13 protein-coding genes, 1 tRNA gene and 1 pseudogene are annotated in these 19,136 nt (G+C 30.0%); 7 read left to right on the top strand and 8 right to left on the bottom strand.

Going from position 1 to position 19,136, the window contains the following annotated elements:
* Positions 1-610: 610 nt before the first annotated feature.
* Entirely contained in the window at positions 611-1,291 is a 681-nt protein-coding gene (locus BMW64_RS12815; protein WP_090000347.1) for a TrmH family RNA methyltransferase, read from the bottom strand.
* An 80-nt stretch (positions 1,292-1,371) separates the two neighbouring features.
* Here BMW64_RS12815 and BMW64_RS12810 point away from each other — a divergent pair, with 80 nt between their 5' ends.
* On the top strand, positions 1,372-2,388 hold the full coding sequence (locus BMW64_RS12810) for an asparaginase (protein WP_090000346.1): 1,017 nt from the start codon (positions 1,372-1,374) through the stop codon (positions 2,386-2,388).
* A gap of 54 nt (positions 2,389-2,442) precedes the next feature.
* Positions 2,443-2,529, top strand: a tRNA-Ser gene (locus BMW64_RS12805).
* Positions 2,530-3,118: 589 nt separating this feature from the next.
* Here BMW64_RS12805 and BMW64_RS20925 read toward each other — a convergent pair.
* The 5 genes and pseudogenes from BMW64_RS20925 to BMW64_RS12785 form a co-directional block, all read right to left on the bottom strand.
* Positions 3,119-4,054, bottom strand: a pseudogene (locus BMW64_RS20925) (recombinase family protein); the annotation flags it as partial.
* A gap of 90 nt (positions 4,055-4,144) precedes the next feature.
* On the bottom strand, positions 4,145-4,312 hold the full coding sequence (locus BMW64_RS20705) for a hypothetical protein (RefSeq protein ID WP_177175288.1): 168 nt from the start codon (positions 4,310-4,312) through the stop codon (positions 4,145-4,147).
* Between the two features lie 153 nt (positions 4,313-4,465).
* Complete coding sequence (locus BMW64_RS12795) at positions 4,466-6,097, bottom strand: hypothetical protein (protein WP_090000345.1); 1,632 nt, start codon at positions 6,095-6,097, stop codon at positions 4,466-4,468.
* The gene (locus BMW64_RS12790; RefSeq protein WP_090000344.1) at positions 6,094-6,738 is read right to left on the bottom strand and encodes a hypothetical protein; all 645 of its coding nucleotides are present in this window, start codon (positions 6,736-6,738) and stop codon (positions 6,094-6,096) included. The genes BMW64_RS12795 and BMW64_RS12790 overlap by 4 nt, the downstream gene beginning before the upstream one ends.
* Positions 6,739-6,823: 85 nt before the next feature.
* The gene (locus BMW64_RS12785) at positions 6,824-7,360 is read right to left on the bottom strand and encodes a hypothetical protein (protein WP_143052697.1); all 537 of its coding nucleotides are present in this window, start codon (positions 7,358-7,360) and stop codon (positions 6,824-6,826) included.
* A 181-nt stretch (positions 7,361-7,541) separates the two neighbouring features.
* Between BMW64_RS12785 and BMW64_RS12780 the strand changes: the two genes are divergently transcribed.
* Positions 7,542-7,949, top strand: a complete 408-nt coding sequence (locus tag BMW64_RS12780; protein ID WP_090000443.1) for a helix-turn-helix domain-containing protein — start codon at positions 7,542-7,544, stop codon at positions 7,947-7,949.
* A gap of 203 nt (positions 7,950-8,152) precedes the next feature.
* Here BMW64_RS12780 and BMW64_RS12775 read toward each other — a convergent pair whose 3' ends face one another.
* Together BMW64_RS12775 and BMW64_RS12770 are read right to left on the bottom strand one after the other, a co-directional pair.
* Positions 8,153-9,091 carry a hypothetical protein gene (locus BMW64_RS12775; RefSeq protein ID WP_090000342.1) on the bottom strand — a complete coding sequence of 313 codons (939 nt, stop codon included), beginning with the start codon at positions 9,089-9,091 and terminating at the stop codon, positions 8,153-8,155.
* A gap of 304 nt (positions 9,092-9,395) precedes the next feature.
* Positions 9,396-10,559, bottom strand: a complete 1,164-nt coding sequence (locus tag BMW64_RS12770) for a hypothetical protein (protein WP_090000341.1) — start codon at positions 10,557-10,559, stop codon at positions 9,396-9,398.
* Positions 10,560-10,736: 177 nt separating this feature from the next.
* Here BMW64_RS12770 and BMW64_RS12765 point away from each other — a divergent pair, with 177 nt between their 5' ends.
* From BMW64_RS12765 to BMW64_RS12750, 4 genes are all read left to right on the top strand, one after another.
* Positions 10,737-11,993 (top strand): AbiH family protein, encoded by a 1,257-nt coding sequence (locus BMW64_RS12765; protein WP_090000442.1) that lies wholly within the window; start codon positions 10,737-10,739, stop codon positions 11,991-11,993.
* A gap of 543 nt (positions 11,994-12,536) precedes the next feature.
* Complete coding sequence (locus tag BMW64_RS12760; RefSeq protein WP_090000340.1) at positions 12,537-16,178, top strand: YecA family protein; 3,642 nt, start codon at positions 12,537-12,539, stop codon at positions 16,176-16,178.
* Positions 16,179-16,207: 29 nt separating this feature from the next.
* Entirely contained in the window at positions 16,208-17,662 is a 1,455-nt protein-coding gene (locus BMW64_RS12755; protein WP_090000339.1) for a toll/interleukin-1 receptor domain-containing protein, read from the top strand.
* A gap of 5 nt (positions 17,663-17,667) precedes the next feature.
* Positions 17,668-19,098: a hypothetical protein gene (locus tag BMW64_RS12750; protein WP_090000338.1), complete on the top strand. Its 1,431-nt coding sequence runs from the start codon at positions 17,668-17,670 to the stop codon at positions 19,096-19,098.
* Positions 19,099-19,136: the final 38 nt, after the last annotated feature.

Below are 19,136 nucleotides of genomic sequence, written 5' to 3'. Positions count from 1 at the left end.
CCTGTTATACAAAACTAATGCTCACCGACGACAAAAGGTGCCGCATTATGATGGCAGATGCAGTTTTTGCTTTTAAGGTTGGATCATATTCTTTACATCCGGAGCGAAATTATAAAAAAATAGGAAACTAAAATCATAGATTACAAAGAATTTACAGTAACAAAAAAATGCCAAGAAAGAGCTCTGGTGAATAATATTTACAGCTTAGTAACAGCAGATTATTTTTATTCTTATTCAAGTGACTTTTAACAAAAATTAATCTCTCATAAAGGCATTTTAATAAAAACACGCTAACGAAAAAAATTACAAAAATCCTCAAAAGATGATCAGATTTATTCGACAATCCTTCGGGTGTTCTTCGGAAGCTCTTCGGAAAAAGTACCATTTTTCCGAAGCCGACCCGAAGGTGATCCGAAGAAGACCCGAAGAAAGTACCTACGAAATACGTCAAATCCCGTCAAAAGCCGTCAAATCGCGTCATAGTTTTCACAAGTGATTGAAAATAAGAAATTCATCCTATCTTAGCTCAGTAATCTTAAAAAATGCAATAAGAATGAAAAGAACAATACAACGAGAATCTCAGAGAGTTTTAGAGAAAAACAAGAAAAAGTTATTCAAAAATTTCAGAAAGCTGATGATCCTTCAGATACTTCTCAAAGATCTCCTGCCCGCTTCGAATAGAATTGACAGCCCATCGAATCTTCATTTTCATCAGTTTCTCTTCGTTCAGTTTATAATCGAGATCAGATTTTATAAGCTTTTGTTTCAGCTCATACATACAGATGGACGCTGCTACCGAAACATTAAAACTTCTGGTAAAACCATACATCGGAATAGCCAGCGTTTCATCTGCAAAATCAAGAATTTCCTGGGAGACGCCTTCCATTTCGGTTCCGAAAACCAAGGCGACAGGCTCAGTGATTTGATAATCGGGAAGCATGGTGGCGTTATTCTCCAGTGAAACAGCCAATATTTTATAGCCTCTATCCTTAATTTTCTGAAAAGACTCCATATTTCGGGGAAGCTTTTCCACTTCAACCCAGGTATCGGCACCTTTTGTGACACGAAGATTCGGTTCAAAACTATATTCTTCCTGCAAAGCTACCACTTTATGAAAACCGCACGCCTCTACAGAACGCACAATAGCGGCTGCATTTCGGAACTGATAAATATCTTCTACCACAGGCAGCACAAAATCTGAGCTTTCACGGGAAAAATGTTCAATCTTTCTCAATCTTTCTTCCGTTAAAAACTGTTTTAAATATTCAAAAGTTTTTGCTAAATCTTCCATTCATTTTCAAATCTTTGCAAATTAACGTAATTTTGAGGAATCATCCTGAAAGAGGTATGAAATTCTAATAAAATTCATCTATGAAACGAAAAGTCCTTTTGATCTATACCGGCGGCACCATCGGTATGGAGAAAGATTATGAAACCGGAAGCCTGCGCGCATTTGATTTTGGAAATATCTTTGAAAAAATGCCTGAAATGACGCTGATGGAATGTGAAGTTTTCGTTCATCCTTTTTCAAAACCGTTGGATTCATCCGATATGGGCCCGGAGGAATGGAAGATTATCGCCCACTATATTTATAAAAATTACAATAATTATGATGGCTTTCTGATACTTCACGGAACAGACACTATGTCTTACACCGCTTCAGCATTAAGCTTTATGTTGAAAGGACTTAAAAAACCGGTTATCCTTACGGGATCACAGCTCCCGATCGGAGATCTTCGTACCGATGCCAAAGAAAACCTTTTGACAAGCCTATATTATGCCAGCCTATATGAAAACGATGAAGCCGTAATCCAGGAAGTTGCGATTTATTTTGAATATAAATTATTGAGAGGAAACCGCACCCTGAAATATTCTGCAGAGTATTTCGATGCGTATGCAAGTCCGAATTATCCTATTCTTGGACAATCAGGGGTACATTTAAATATTATAAAAGATAATCTTCACCGCGCTGATCCTGCAATTGATTTCCATGTTGACGATCATATTTCGGAAGATATTATTTTCTGGAGAATTTTTCCTGGAATGAATCTGAGCCATTTTAAAGAAATTTCAACAATGAAAGTTCTGATTCTACAGGTGTTTGGATCGGGAACTATTTTCAGCAGTGAAAAAACAGTGGAAACTCTTCAACAGATCAGGAATAGCGGAACAGAAATCGTCGTCGTAAGCCAGTGTATTTCAGGAGGTATATCATTCGGAAAGTATGAAAACAGCAATATTTTTTCAAGAATCGGCGCCATCAGCGGAAGAGATATGACGGCTGAAAGTGCTATTACCAAAGCCATGCACCTCATCGATAACCCGAACTATAAAGGGAATTTCGCGGATAATTTCAGCAGAAGCCTTTGCGGAGAAATTTCATACTAATTTCATTATTAATTTGGAAATTCAATAAATTCCGTTATTTTTGCAGTCTCAAATAGAGAGGTGTCCGAGTGGTTGAAGGAGCTACCCTGGAAAGGTAGTATACGGGTAACTGTATCGAGGGTTCGAATCCCTTCCTCTCTACATTCAAGGAGAAATGATCATTTTGATCATTTCTCTTTTTTTTTACACCATCTAACTCATTGTTTATCTGAAATATATAGTGTGCTATGGAGTTAATTCGGGCGGTTCGATAATGTTTTCCGTCAAATTCCAATTTTTCAGGAAATATCGAACCAATAATTGCACGCTTTACCTCAATTTCTCCTTCTTGATAGTGTTTTCCGATATTTTGAAGCGTCTCTAAGGCTTGTTCGAGCAGTTTATCTATATTGCTAATTTGAGGGATTGAACTTTTATTCAGTTCTTCTTCCAACCTTGAAATCAGGTCTTTACATTCTCTTTTAATCTCCAGATATTCATCATCATCAATTATCTCACTAAGAAACTTGTTTCGAGCAAAAGATAATTTGTTATTTAAAGTATCAATTTCGTCAGATATTTTCTTTTTTTCTTTTAATGGATCGTTAATGAAGTTCTTATAATTTTCAGTCAAAAGTTTTTTAAGATATTTTTTAACTGGTGCATTTATTTCTAATGCCATTAGTCCATCTTCAAAAACTTTATTGACGATTTCGGCTCTTTCTCTGAATCCGCATGTAGAATTACAATGGTAATAATAGTATCTATTATTTCGACCTTTTGAAGCACTGGCAGTAATTGTTTTACCGCAGTTAGGGCAGGTCAGAAATCCTCTAAGAGGAAAGTTTTCCTGAACAGTGATTTTTGTGTTCGGTCTCCGAGGTCGTTTTTTACCATCTAGTATTTCTTGTACCTTGTCAAAAAGCTCTTCACTAATCAATGGTTCATGTTGACCTTCAACAAAACAGGCTTCCTCATCCTTATGTTTTGGAACAAATACTTTACCGCAATAAATCGGATTACGAATGGCTATATGAAAAGATGTTCTACTTACACCTTTTCTCAAAGACTCATTAATTTTTGTTCTTATAGAATTGCTTGCATAGATGCCCTTAGCCAATTCATTGAATGCCCACTTCATTTTTGTTGCTTCCGGTTCTTTGATTGCAATATACTTCTTGCCATTCTCGGTTATCTTATTTGCATAACCAAATGGGGCTTTTCCCATAACACGCCCTTCTTTGACAGCTCTTCTCATTCCATAAAATACGTTGAGTGCTCTTCTGTCATTTTCAACCTCGGGCGCAGCCAAATAGATAGCCAACATCATTTTGTTTTCCGGGATGGAAAGATCAAGCGGTTGTTCAACGGCTTGTAAATCCACACCCAACTTTGAAAGGATGCTTATCATCTGATAGGCATCGCCTGCGTTTCTACTAAAACGATCCCATTTCGTAAACAAAATAACATTGGTTTTAGAACCTTTTTTCTTAAGTTCAATCAGAAGCTTCTTCCATTCAGGACGGTTAAAAGATTTTGCAGAATGGTCTTCATAAATAACATTTCCTACAGTTAAATTATTTTGTGAACAATAACGTCTGAGACGTTCTTCCTGATCTCTTTGGGAATAACCTTTATCCGCCTGTTCATCTGTCGATACACGTATATATAAATCTGCTGTTTTCATAATTATAAAATTTAGTTATGTAGAATAATAGTAAGTATGGTCAAATAAGAAAATTTCAGGTTTATCAGTCGGATATTCTAGTAAGGAATATCATTTCTGATCAATATCGAAATACTTTTTAATGACCATCAATGTAAGGTTGTAAAGAAACTCCATTATCAATTCAGCTTCTTCTTTCGAAAGCTCCATACCTTCAGAGCGGAAATATTCAATAACTTCCTCTATTGGTATTTTTTTGATCACTTTTTCCTTAGACATAAATGCAGAATTTCCCTAAAAATAATTCAGAGAAATTCCATTTATTACGAGATATGCATCTTACCGCATAGTTAGGCACAGAAAGTCTTCAATTAGATAATTTTTTTTTTAAGTTTAATTATTTTCTGCAAGTAGTGGATTTTCGGTTTTATCTCATATTAAGTTCATCTCAAAATTATCTAGTAATTTACCGTCGACCACAGTTACCTTGAGTTCATTCATCAACTTTTCTACAATCATTTTCATACAATTTACTTTCTCTGTGTCAACTTTTCCTATACTGTGATGCACACTCATATTGTAGTCCGTGAAAGAAAATATATTGTTAGAAAACTGCTCAAATAGATAGTTGTATTTGTATATTTCCTTATCAGCGTAGATGCATAATTTCCATAGGGCTTCGCTGGTCATATAGTTGGGGAGATAAAACGTTTTTACATAGATGAAAGTTCTGCAAAAGGACAAGAGGAATAATGCGAAAATATTATCTACTCCCAGATAATTTTCTTGCTCTCCATCAATCAATTTGTAAAACTGCAATGAACTTTGTAATGTACTCTTATAATGGAAGTAAAGATCACTGTGTTGTGGATGATAAGGCATCTCCCAATGTGGCTCGGGATGATATTTATCCGAGGAATACACCAAATTTTTGCCTTGTATAATGGATACAAAAAAGCTTTGATATTGATATAGATTCTTCTGAATCCAATACCGATCGTGACCGACCAATAAAAATTTGTACTCTTTTCCAAATATACTCGTCAAAGAGTGAGTAATGGCTTTTATTTTTTCATTATTTACATTCAAACCAATCAAAAGTAAATAGTAGGTTGTCACTTCTCCATATGTTGTTTTATGAAAGAAATAGATCTGTTCCAGTTCGGTAAAGGTCAGGATTCTGTCAATTGCCTTATCAAGTATTTCATCTGTTCGATACTCGTCTATTGGAATTATATCCTGACCAACCGTATAAATTTTTTCATATTGCTTTTTGATCAGATGTTTCAATTCGTAGAATCGAGCTTCAATAATTGTAAAAAGCGAATCCTCGATGATTCGTAATGATTCAAACATTTCTATATTGTAAATAATATCATCTTCATCAATCGCTTTCTTTACTTTTGCAAAAAGTTCAGTTATAAAATATTCACTTGGATTCTTTTTTACAAAATAGGATTGTAGTTCTGGAAGATAAATCAGCAACTGATTTATTCTTTGGTTCAGATCGATGTCACTTGCCCTGTCTCCGCTGTATAGTTCCTGTAAATACTCTAAGTCATATTGGATCAATTCTTCGAAAGAGGTAAAAACACTGTTATATGAATCCTCAGCAATAAGTCTTTCAATTTTTACCCTACGAATTTCGTGATCGTGATGGAAAGTATCTTCATATCGGTTGAATTTCTTCTTGTATTTTTTCCAAATCCTATCTTTCAAAATTGATGATCTTGAATCTTTATTTTGATAGATTATTGAAGATCGTTGGCAATGGTACTCTATGAAAGGATGACCTTTTGACAATTGATATTCCAATCTTGAATAATCAATGAAATAAAAGTAAAATTCATACTGATCTCTAAATTCTTTCACCCATCTTTTAGAACGCAATTTCGCTACATCAGCAAATTTATTGAGCTGAACCAAAATGTGTGATCGAGTTGAATTCTTTTCTTTCTTAAAGAATACCTGACCGATGGAATAATCCCTAATAATTTGCTCTAGTGTATTTTCAATAAACTCATTGGCGAGAATTGAATATTGAGATTTATTTAGTGTTTTCATAACTGAGTATTTTTAGATTCAAAACCACTATCATAGTATATAAAGATAGCTTCAATAAATAAACGAATCAAGGCAAACCACACCATCATATCAATATACTTATCCATTTCGGGGTCGTTGTCAAATCCTACGGTCTGTTTCAAAACAAAATCAGGGTCTTTCATCTTTTCCTGATATTTCTTAAAGTAATCTATCCCTACTAATGATAATATTAGTTGGAATAGTTCATTAATACATTCCTCGGAAGTGATTGCATTAATTATATAATTTATGCTATCAAATTGAGTCACATCATCGACATTGCATTTATTCAAATTATCCTTATTCTTATCAAAGTAAAAGTGAATGAGTAATAACAGGCAGGACAACAGTCCTGCCGTCTTGACATCCCGCCTGCTTGCATCTTTGATCTCAATCTTTCCTGATAACAATTTCTCCAATTCGTATTCTTGAATCAAATCAGGATAGCTGTCGAGCAGTTCCGTAAGTCTGGGATTATTAAGTTGGTCACGCAGGCGGAATAAACCTAATTCAAGATCTTCTCCTTGAGAATTCTGAACCAGAATATTTAATGCGATCTTAGCTTGTTCTTTTGTGTGTACAAGCTGTTTTTCTTTACTAAAGGATGTGTTATTTTTCATATCAATAATTTTATCTTTAGTAAAGTTGAAAAAGGGATAAGAGATATTCTATTCAGGTAAGGGATATTTTATACACGATTTTTATTTACTTGTTCTTGATTTTTTTAATACCTCTTTCGTTAATTATCTGTGCTGCATCTAACATCTTAACTAAGTGGATATGTGGATTGATGAGGTCATAATCAAATTGTTCCTTATAAGGAGATAGCGATACGTGAACAATTTCGTTAAGAAAAAATTCGTACTCTTCTAAAGTCTTACATTCAAATGCTTTTTCAAATACAAGAAATGGATTTTGATATTCTTGTTTGTTTAATGATCCCTGACTAATGATTAGCCAATCTTTGGGAGCTTTTTTCACTTCCCATCTTTTAGCTTTGAAGTTTAGCAGATACGCACCTCTTATAAATGATCTGACAGCAGTATGAAAATCAAAAAGGTCTCCCGGACGTTCTTTATTACAGACCTCAGCTTTATTTACATACAACATAATCTCGCTGAGTGTATTTTTATAAATATCTATAGTACAATAATTAAAGAAAACATTGATTAGCTTAAATGGATCTACAATTTCATCGATTGCCCAGAAACTCGTTTCCAAAGATAATTTTATCTTTTTCATAAGAATAAGTTTTAAAATGTGAGAACTAAATTCTATTGTTGCCATTGAATAATCTATTCCTTTAGTGAATAAAATATCCGTTGGAAGGGATATTTTACAGGATAATTTTTTAACTTTACAATTCAGACGAATTAATAGAAATGGCTTTATCTTTAAGCCTTTAAAAATTTTGATAACCGCTATGGAACAAAAAATACATCAGGGAAGAAACGTGAAACGCTTTAGAGAAATGCTTGGTATTAAGCAGGAAGCTTTAGCATTTGATTTAGGCGAGGACTGGAATCAAAAGAAAATTTCTATGTTGGAGCAGAAAGATGTCATTGAAGATGATCTGTTGAAAGCAATTTCAAATGCGCTTAAAATTCCTGTAGAGGCTTTTCAAAATTTTGATGAAGAGCAAGCAGTTAATATTATTTCAAACACATTTGGAGAACACGCTTTCAGTAACTCGTTCAATTACGGAACTATAAACTTTCATCCAATTGAAAAGTTACTTGCACTACACGAAGAAAAGATTGCCTTGTATGAAAGAATGTTAAGAGAGAAAGACGAAATGATGGATAGGCTTGAGAAGCTAATCAATAAATAAAAATATAAGTAATTCGGGATAATTACTTTTTCATAAGAAGGCTCAACATATAGTTGAGCCTTTTTTTTCTTTGATTATTATCAGTGTGTAGTTTTCATTAGGAAAACCTAAATTCTATTTTTAGAAAAATATGAGAATTTATGATAGATTTTTAATAATTGTTATCAATATAGCCCGTAGGTATTTCCTTAAAATTTACGAAACTACCAGTTAGTAATTTCGTGAGTCAAGCTCATATGGAATTTATCTTCCCAATATTTGTCACTAAACTTAGGACCTACTTTAAATTCTTTTGTTGGATATGGCTTATTAGTTAAATGATTGTCATCCAGTGTAGTAGTTGCATAATATTCTTTAATGAAACTTTGCTTGCCACTATTTGATAATTCATAAACCCGATAAACAGTATTAAAATAAATCGTACGATAATTTACTATAAAATAGAAAATATAAGTCTTTCTAGTTGTTTTAAATTCAGCAACATAGTGATGTGTATCTCCAAAAAAATATTTGTGATCGATTAAACTTTCTTTGTATGGAGATATAGTTCCAATATTATAGTCCGAAATATATGGATCGTAACAAACTTTAAAAAAAATAAATTTATTTCCTTTTATTTGATGAGGACATCTTTCTAAAATTAAATCAAAATCCTTCACTACAGCTTTTGCGTTATAAATTGGATAATCGGATGAATTTTTGAAAAATATTGAGAAGAGATTATTACTACGAAAAACAAAACCAAGTTCTGGAAGATCAGATCCGTTAGTGTATTTTATGTATTCGCTTTGGGACTTTAAAGCTTTATCACTAACCTCTAACAAATCTTCAGTCTTATTGTCAAGTTTATTATTTAAAGAAATGATGACATTATCCAAAGAATCAGATTCCTTTTTATTTTTTATTTGCAATTCTATCAAATCTTTTTGCGATTTTACAAATGCACTATCTTTCTTCTCCGATTCTCTTTTATCCTTCTCTGAAGCTCTAAATTGAAAAATTGATGATATAATAGTACCAACAAGAAATATTCCTATCAGAATATTCTTAATCTTATAATTTTTAGATTTTTTTTCGATATCTAAAAATGAGGATAATGCTGCGACTATAGCTAGAGTGATTGTAAATAATAATAGGTTCACTAGTTTTTTATACGAATATAAAAATTTTGTTTATAAGTTTTTAGCTTAATAATTCAGAATATTTTTTTTTCGTGAAGGCAAAATATTAGATTGTGGCTTTCATAAAAGCCTTTAATGTTATTTCCAAAAGAAAAAAGGAAAAAAAAGAAAGCCATTTCATCATCGTTACAGATTTTAATAAGCAAGTTTATCAATAAAAATACGACCTGAAAGGTGGAGATTTTTATTGATGCAGTCAGGCTTGAACTTGTGTTTAATAATCTGAAACTATTACTTTGTTTTCTTTTTATTAATTTTTAGTTGTCTATAATCTCCTTTGTTTTTTCTTCTTTTGCTGTAAAGGAATTTTCTCAGAATTATAATTGATCTCAGAATTGCCAAAATTTAAGAGAGATATTATTTGAGAAACACTTTCTGAATCTTTAAAAACTTCTTCAAATGCAGAGAAAGGTATCTTGTTCTCCTGTGAAACCTTCTTACAAACATTTTTGATTTCCGCGATTAACTTTTCTTTAGAGCCATTAAAAAGCTGAGGTAATTTTGTTTTCTCAAATTGTAATGTTTTGATTAAAGTATACTTTACAGAATCTAAATATTTTATTTTTTCATTCGAATAAATATTCCCGTTGGATAAAACGATGGATAATTTATTTTTCAGAATTGAAATTTCTTTTTTAAGATCAAAATTTTTACTTTGGAGTTCTGTAATCAGTTTGTTTTTGAGTTCTAATTTCTGTTTGTTTTTGCTAAGCTGTATATTATACGTTTTAAATACTTTTTCGTAGTTGTCAAGAGTTTGATCGGTTTTAATCTTTTTAAAGCCTAAGAAATCACTTTCTTTCACGATCAAATCTTCAAACTTTTTGGAACTGAGCTCAGATTTGACACCATTTATCTTTTCATCCAGTGCTAAAAGCTCTTGTTCTTTTTTCCGGATCTTAAATTCTATTGCCTCTAATCTACCTTTTGAGCCTTCAATCCCTCTCTCCATTCCCAAACATTCCGCTGTGATATCCTGCATTTTTGAATAGTGGAAAGATTGATGTTTTAAAGTTTTTCCGGTTTGCAGATCTTGCCAATCCGCAACAAGATGAGCGTGATAATTGGGTTTCCATTCTTTGGACTCTTTATCAAAATGTCCTTCATCTTTATGGATAGCAATCTGGAAAATTCTGATTTGTAATTCTTCTTCAAGTCGTTTTGAAAGCTGATGCAAATCCTGCAATGTTGTATTTTCTTTAATCACTACAACCGCTTCTCGAATAGGTATTGCATTTTTTTGCAATTTTCTTCCAGATTTTTCTTTGCAGTAAGATTCAATCTTGTGTAGTCTATCTGAAAGTTTTTCTACTGACCAATATTCGTTTTTAGCTGTTAAGTCTTTTCGGATATAATCGAAAGTTTTCTTTCTGAAGTTATGGGCTTCGGAATCTGACTTAACTGCCTTAAAATTGATAGAGGTTTTCATTTCGAAATGTAAATCAGTAAATAAAAAATTTTTCTATTTTAAATATCTACAAATGATATAGTTTGGTAATATTTGGCTTTTTAATGTTATTCCAATTTTGATAAAATCTTCGGAATTTGTCAAAGATTATTATGTTTAAGTTTTTTGACTAATTTAGTTATCTTATAAATGAAATGTATGATTAATAGAATTGTATTAATTGGTAATGGTTTTGACATAGCCAATGGTCTACCCACAACTTACAAAAATTTTATTGACGATTACTGGGCAAGATTTTGCACCAATTATATTAAGTTTACAGAACAGGAAATGTTTGAATGCGATGAATTTGTAACAACGTCAGTAAAAAATTTTTATTCTGTTCCAGAGATTGAAAATTATAGAGATTTCTTTCAACATAAGGAAAATTCCAGACTTAGCTTTACATCTAAAAATGATTTTTTTTTAAATATGTGCCATTCTTTCCATAACAAAGATTGGTGGGATGTTGAGAGATATTTTTATGAGCACCTAAAAGAAATTGCTCAATCTAAAAATAGGATTCCGCTCATTAAAAAACTTAATACAGATTTCGATCGAGTAAAAAAACTGTTACAAGAATACCTAATCACAGCTAAAGCAAATACACCTATCAATTACAACATTTTTAACGAAATTAAAATACGAATTTTTGAAGATCTTGACTTTAATGACGTGTCAGAATATGGCATCACTAAAATAGTTGACGATCTCTGGGAAACTATAGGATCATTTGTTGAAGATCCTAATGATCGCTATGGGCAAGATGGAAGCTTAGATCATTTAAATAAATTTGAATTTAAAATTGTGAAAAATCTTTGGAATGGATCATTTAATAAGAATTTTTTGCAAAGTTATCTACGAAGAGAGACTAGCCAATTTAAAGGATTAGTTGATACTAAAGTAACTTTTTTAAATTTTAATTACACAGATACAGAAAAACAGTATGTTACTGATGATGATGAAGTAATTAAGATTCACGGAGAACTTAATAGTGAAAATAATCCAATTATATTTGGTTATGGGGACGAGTTGGATGATTTCTATAGTGTAATTGAAAAACTGAATGATAATGATTTCTTGGAAAATGTTAAGTCAATAAATTATTCTAAAACTGAAAACTATAAAAAATTGTTACAAACAATTGATAGTGGTATGTACCAGATATACGTTATGGGACATTCATGTGGAAATTCAGATCGTACACTATTAAATACTTTATTTGAACATGATAATTGTATTTCAATTAAAATATTTTATCACCAAAAAGAACAAGGTAAAGACAATTACCTCGATATCTATAAAAATATCTCACGCAATTTTAATAATAAAGCCAAATTAAGAGATAGGGTAGTCAATAAAAATTATAGTCATCCGCTTGTTCCAATAAAACTACAGAATAAATCTAAATCTTAATTCAATACATAATTAGATTTTTAGCCTCGCAGAGCGAAGCAGAAACTTTGTTAGGACGTTAGGACTCTCAAAGTTGCGAATGAGCTCCTAACTTCTTTGGTAGTTGTCTGAATTATTGTGATCCCAAATCTTTCGTGAGAAATGATTTAGGATATAATTTCTGGCTACACCAGCTTTAATTAATTGTTCGGGTTTTCTATTATTTTTACCATAATGAAAATTTAGAATTTAGAGCAAAAATATTACGGTTTCAAATTGATGGTAAGTTCAATTCAATCTTTTTACTTGTGAAAAAGTATTGGTATATGCTTCTATTAACTGATAAGATTCTTTTTAAGTAATACTTTCATGAGAAAGTATATTTTATAGATTAATTTAAAAAAAATATTATTGAAACATAATAAGTTGATTCTATATGGAAAACCGTAAAAATTTTCATGAAATTTTATTTTTCTTTGTAAATTACCATCTGAGCTTTAATCAATAGAAACTTCAGATATTATATAATCATATGTAAATTAAGGCCTATATAAACTGCTAATTATGAAACCAAATATCTATGATTTCTGTCCTTGTGGAAGTGGAAAGAAAATTAAATTTTGCTGTGGAATAAAAAATGTAACTGAGGGCTTTGCTAAATATCAAAATTACTTTACGAAGTTTCTCGCAGAAAACTCTTCTCAAGAACTTTTAAAAACAGTCGCATTACTACAGTTAATTCCTGAAAATGCTACGAAATTAGTTCGATTAGAAGAAATTACACATTCAATCATTTCCAACTTTAACAAACTGGATAATAGAATTCACTACAAAACATTTAATAATATTCTGGATGTTGAATTTTCTGAAGACTATAGAGAAGACCCAGCAGAAGGCTGTTTTTCAGAGCTAATAATGTTTAAAAATGGCAATAGCGTTGTTTTTCCTGGTCTTTGTAATAATAGTACTGAAACAAATCAAATACTAATAGAAGCTTTATATAAAAATGAAAATAATATATCCAAGGAATGTTTGAATGAAATAGAAAATGGAATTCTTTTTAATTTAACTATTCATAATTATATAGCAAAAAGGCTAAAAATTTCAAGATATGAGCATAAAGATGATTATAAGGGAAAAATACATTTTCCTGATTATTTGACTAATGAAAAACTCGACATATTCGTATTTCCTGAAAGTGGAATAAAGCGAATATGTGAATCATTGAAATTACCAAGCAACACAATTGATAGCTTCTCGGTTTTACTTAAAGATATTCCAAAAGTTAAAAACCCAGATGATTCTATTTTATTAAAGAAGCCTTTTGTAAAGATTGATGATGAATATATTTTGGTACTTCCATCTTCGCAAATGTATTCTTTAAATTATTTTATAAACAATAAAATAACAATACATAATCAAAATGATGGACTCAAAAAAGCTTTTGAAAATATCATTAAATATAAGACAAGTCTTTTTTTCTATGCAATGGGTTGGAAGAATTTGGATTTGGAAGATGATTCTGATGAATTTCAGATTTGGCAATTTGACTCCAATAAAATTGCAATTGTAAATTTTAGTATTAATAAAGAAAATGCTGACAATACAAAAAAATTAAAAGAAATTTTGAAAGAAAGAGATGGATTTTATACAATGTATATAACAGTAGTAGCAAGTCTTTCTGTAGTAACTTCATCTTATTCTTATCAAAAAAACATGAATTTCTTAGATTATCAATTAATGCTTTCGTTTCATGATTTAGAAAGGTTAATGAATTTGTACAATCTAAAAAATTTAGACTTATGGAATTATCTTTTTGCACAAAAAAGGGCAATAAAGAAAGGACTTCAAATCTTACCACATTATTCTATATTGTCATATTATTCATGGTATGAAAAAAATGGAAAATCTTTCTTTCCAAGTGATGACCACCCAGTACAAATTCTTGCTTTTGGATTAGATATACAGGGAAATAAAGTAATTGAATCATTACAAAAAAACGATAGACATTTAGTTTTAGATAAAATTAATAATAGTTGGGTTTATTCACCAGTTACTAAAACTCGAAAACTATTCCCTATCTATACCTCTGATAGAATTTTCAATGGAATTTTAGAGCAAGTTTTAGAAAGATATGAAGTTCCATTGTGGGTAAAAGCCGTGAAAGCAGATTCCTATGGAAATTCATTTACAGACTGCATAATGTATTGGTTAAACGAATTTTTCCCTACTTTAAAAGACTTCTTAAAAAGTAATATTTCTTTTCCTATTACATTCATTATAGATTTTGATACAGATTTTTTTGATTTAACAGAGAATGAACTAAACAATGAATATGCTAATCCTGATGATGTTATTATTAAATCAGAAATAGATTTTAAAAGCAATATTGTGGAAATAGTAATCCCAAAAATTCTTTTTTTCTACTTAAATCAAAATAATAATATAGGTGAAATTATTCTTATGAAAAAGATATTGAATTGTCTGTCAGAGATTCTTAATATCTCAGGAATATCCCTTTCATTAGAAAATATTAGTCTCATTATATCTACTTATATGCCAATTGGAATGAAAAAAATGATAGTTACAGGAAATTCTATTCATGATATATCGAAAGACAATAGATACATCGATAAACCAATAAAATTGGATAAAGCCAGTACATCGATAGTATTGGAAGATATGGTTAGTTGGATGAAAATTAAGATCCCAGTAAATGTTACCAATGATGAAAAAAAGAAAGAAATATGTAGAAGTGGTATAAATAATCTGATCGACAAAATTAGAACTGAATTGAAAAACTATAATTCAATTGAGTTATTAAAGTTTCTAATGGAAAGACATGAATCAATTATAAATAGTAATTCTTTTTATAGGTTAAGATTGGTAACATACCATGAATGTTATGGGAAATATGAAGATGTATTCCAAGAGTTTATGGATGAAGATTCTTCTATTATTAGAACGGGATTATGTTTAAGGTCTTTAATAGAGTTTGCAACTGCAGAAGTTTATTATGGTAATAAAACTATAAATAATTCGGACATAAATTTTTTAATTGCATTGATAGATGAAGTCTTATTTTTAGGAGCAACTGTTGATTTAATAGAATCAAAAATTGGTAACCCTAAAATTGGTTTGCTGCCATCGGGTAGGTTAGGCGTTTCTAAAGAATCATTTGATAAAATGAATGAATTTTCCTTAGAATTTAAAAAAGATGAACTAACAGAGTATTCAGAAATATATAATAATCCAAACCAATCATCAGATAATTTAACTGATGCATATTTTGATCGAATTGACAATATATTTAAAGAAGAGTATGGTATAGAATTTTACCTTGCATTAAGATTATTCAATGAACTCGCACATATTTGTATCGAAGATTATAAAACATCATGTCTTATTCTATCTAAAAAAACTTTTATTCGGTTATTAGGAGAGAAAACAAATTTGTCACTTTCTGAAATAGACAGTTTCTTAAATCATTTCGCACTTACATCAAGAGGAAATATTGGTAAACCACCTAAAGGATATAATTATTCAGATATTTTTCCATGGCGTTATAATAGAAAATTATCATATTTACTTAGACCTATTATATTAATAAAAAATGAAAATGAGGAAGACACAATAATTTTCTCACCAAGGCATCTTAATTCTGCATATGGTAACTTACATTATGCATTATTAAATGGAATCTTGAAAGTAGATTCAAAGTATAAAAAAATAAATTCATTCCTTGCCGATAGGAATAATATTAAAGGAAAAGAATTTAGAAATGAAGTTGCTAATTGGCTTAAAGAAAACCCTAATTTGGAAGTTATTCCATACGAATATAAAATTCCTCGCAAAGGACAAATTAAAGATTATGGTGACATTGATGTTTTGGTATTTGACAAAAAGAAAAAAATCATTTATTGTATAGAATGTAAAAATACAAAACAAACTAAAATTATCTATGAATTTTCAGTAAGTATTCAGAATTACATTGAAAAACAACTACCAAAACATTTGAATAGAATACAATGGGTAAAAGAAAATAAACATATTCTATCACAAAGATTCAATTATGATTTCACAGTTTTTAGTGTTAAATCATTTTTAATATCATCATTTCAGCTTCCATTGAAACTAATTGAAAATGTTAAAAATGTAGAAATATATTCATTAAATGAATTAAAAAGAAAACCAAATATCTTTTAATTTTTATATAATAAAATTAACTAAACTAAATGGAAACAAAAAAAGTATTTATTTCTTATAGCTGGGGATTACAAGAACACCAGGAAAAAGTAAGGGAAATTGGAACAAGATTAATGAGTGACGGGATTGATGTAATCTTAGATCAATGGAGTTTAAAAGACGGACATGATCTAAATTTTTTCATGGAATCAATTGTCAACGATAATACAATAAATAAAGTATTAATTATTTCGGATAAAAATTATTCCTTAAAAGCGGATGGAAGAAAAGGTGGTGTTGGTACTGAAGCACAGATACTGACACCTGAAATATATGGTAATACCCAACAGGAAAAATTTATTCCGATAGTCTTTGAAAGAGATGAAGAAAACAAACCATATTTACCAACATTCTTAAAATCAAGAAAGTATATTGATTTATCTACAGAAGAATACTATGAAGAAGAGTATGAAAATTTAGTTAGAAACATATTGGATGCTCCTCAGATTCGTAAACCAAAACTTGGAACTATTCCAAGTTTTATCACAGAGGAAAAGCAACATGATAGCAAAACATACTTTCAATTAAAAAGTTTAGATAACCAGTTAAATAAGAATCCATTAAAGGTGGATTCTTTAACAAATGATTTTTTATCCATTTTTTTAGATAATTTATGGAATTTTCAATTAGTCAATACACCTCGTTCTATTGGGGAATTTGGGGAATTATTAATTAACAATTTATCCTCTTATAGAGAAATGCGGAATGATTATATAGAATTCCTATTAAAAGTTACAAAAAATGAATATAATCTTGATGTAGAAAGGCTGATTAGTTTTTTTGAAAAATCATCCTTGTATAAAAAGCCAAGAGATTTTGGTGAAAATATTAGAAGTTACTATGAAGCAGATTTCGAAAATTTTAAAATAATTTTCCAAGAACTTTTTCTTTATACAATAGCAATTGCTTATAAAAACAACAACTACAATTTGGTTTCTGACTTATTAAATTCAGGTTATTACTTTAGCGACGTAACCGGTAGAAATACAGAGCTTGAAAAGTTTTACCAACTATACTCTCATAATCAAAATTTAGAAAATTATTACAAGGAGTTGGAAAATAAAATTACTGGTTTTGGGCATTATGTAATTACTAATCTAAATAGTAATATTAGTAAAATGGAGATAATTTTTGCTGACACATTAAATCATTATATCTCAGAATTACAATCTAAGAACTACAAAAAGTGGTTTCCAACTACTTATTTATATAAGGATGAATATAGAGATTTTGATTTCTTCATTAAATTAACTTCTAAAAGATTTTTCGATAAAGTTAAGGGCATATTTAATGTCGAAGATGTTGAAAGCTTTAAAGCTCTGATCTCAAATTATCAACAAGTTGTAGAAAAAGAAAATAGAAGTAGACCTACCTACGGAAATTGGCACTCTATTCCATTTATTTTTGAAGCAGTAAAAATTAATAAAGTAGCAACTGAAAGATAATATTTATGAAACTCTACATTGATTGGAATGTTCTAAATGGAATTAAAAATGGAAGATTTCAAGAATTCGAAGAAATAATTAGACAATCTGAAAAGTTTGTCATTGTCTACTCAACATCTCATATTTCTGATATAGCTTCAAGTTATTCAGATGAAAAGGAAAATCCAAACATTCAATCAGATTTAGAATTTCTTGCTGAAATAACAGACTGCATGTGTGTTTTCAATAATGGAAAAGATATAGTTTTACAACAAAATGAGCCTTTTCACATATTCGAAAATGAAATTGAAAGTAAAAATTTAACTGAAGATTTTTCTTTCAATAATATTTTTAGCGTTTTGGATGACAATGGGGAAAATGCAGAAATGATCGCACCATTAAAGACTATGATGCAATCTTTTCCTTTAGATAACATATTTAAAGAAGCATTTGAAAATCCTCAAAGTGCTGAAATAATGGATTCTATGTTCCCTGGTTTAAAAGATAATCCTACATTTGAAGGACTCTTTAATGCAATGGGCAAAATGTTAGAAAACCTCAATGAAAAAGAAGGATATAAAGATTTAAAAACTCCATTTAAACATTTAAATGTTAATCAAGGAAAATTAACCAATCCTAATAACAATCCTTTTGATGTTTTGAATGATGCTTACAAAAAATTAGGTATTAAGGAAAGTCCACTACAAAAAGACTATTATGAGAAGGGTAAAAATGCTCCAATATGGTTTGATGATATAACCTCTGCATATATTAGTTTAGATATGCATGGTTTCCATTCTGATGAAGTTAAAGTCACAGAAACAAAAAAGAAAACATTTAAAAACACTACCCAAGATTCTTTCCACACTGCATTTGCAAGTACTTGTGATTTTTATATTACAAATGACAAAAAGAACTATCAAAAAGCAAAGGCAATTTTTAAAGATAAAAATATTTTCACTCATGTTTTAAAAGCAGATGAGTTTATCAATTTTTATAAGGAAAATCTTGAAAAGGTTGATTTTATTGCAAGTTGGAACAAATTTGAACAAATAGCAAAGTCAGGAAAATTCTACGATATTTCAGATAAAAATAATCCTGATGATTTAAACCAAGTCCATTTTTCTACTTTCAACTATTTTGGATATTTTAATAGAATATATCTTTTCAATTCTGATGAAGATAAAAATTCAATCAGTTTTATGTTTGGTAAAGAGTTACCGACAAATTGTTTGGGTGTTTTTTACAAGGAAATTAAAGAGATGGTTAAAATTATAGTTGATTATTTAGGAACTGATAGTAATGATAAAGGATATTTTGATGAATCAGAAATTGATGAAAATAATCATTGGAATGGTAGAATTTGGGATTTTGAAAAAATTCAATATAGATTAGTCCAAGATAAAAGATACTTTCAATTTTACTATGAACTTAATATAAATAACCAGAACAATTAAATACTTATGCACTACTATAATAAAAAGTAGTGGAATAA

The organism is Chryseobacterium taichungense, from assembly GCF_900109935.1.
Lineage (GTDB): Bacteria > Bacteroidota > Bacteroidia > Flavobacteriales > Weeksellaceae > Chryseobacterium > Chryseobacterium taichungense.
This window is presented reverse-complemented; position numbering and strand designations above follow the sequence as displayed.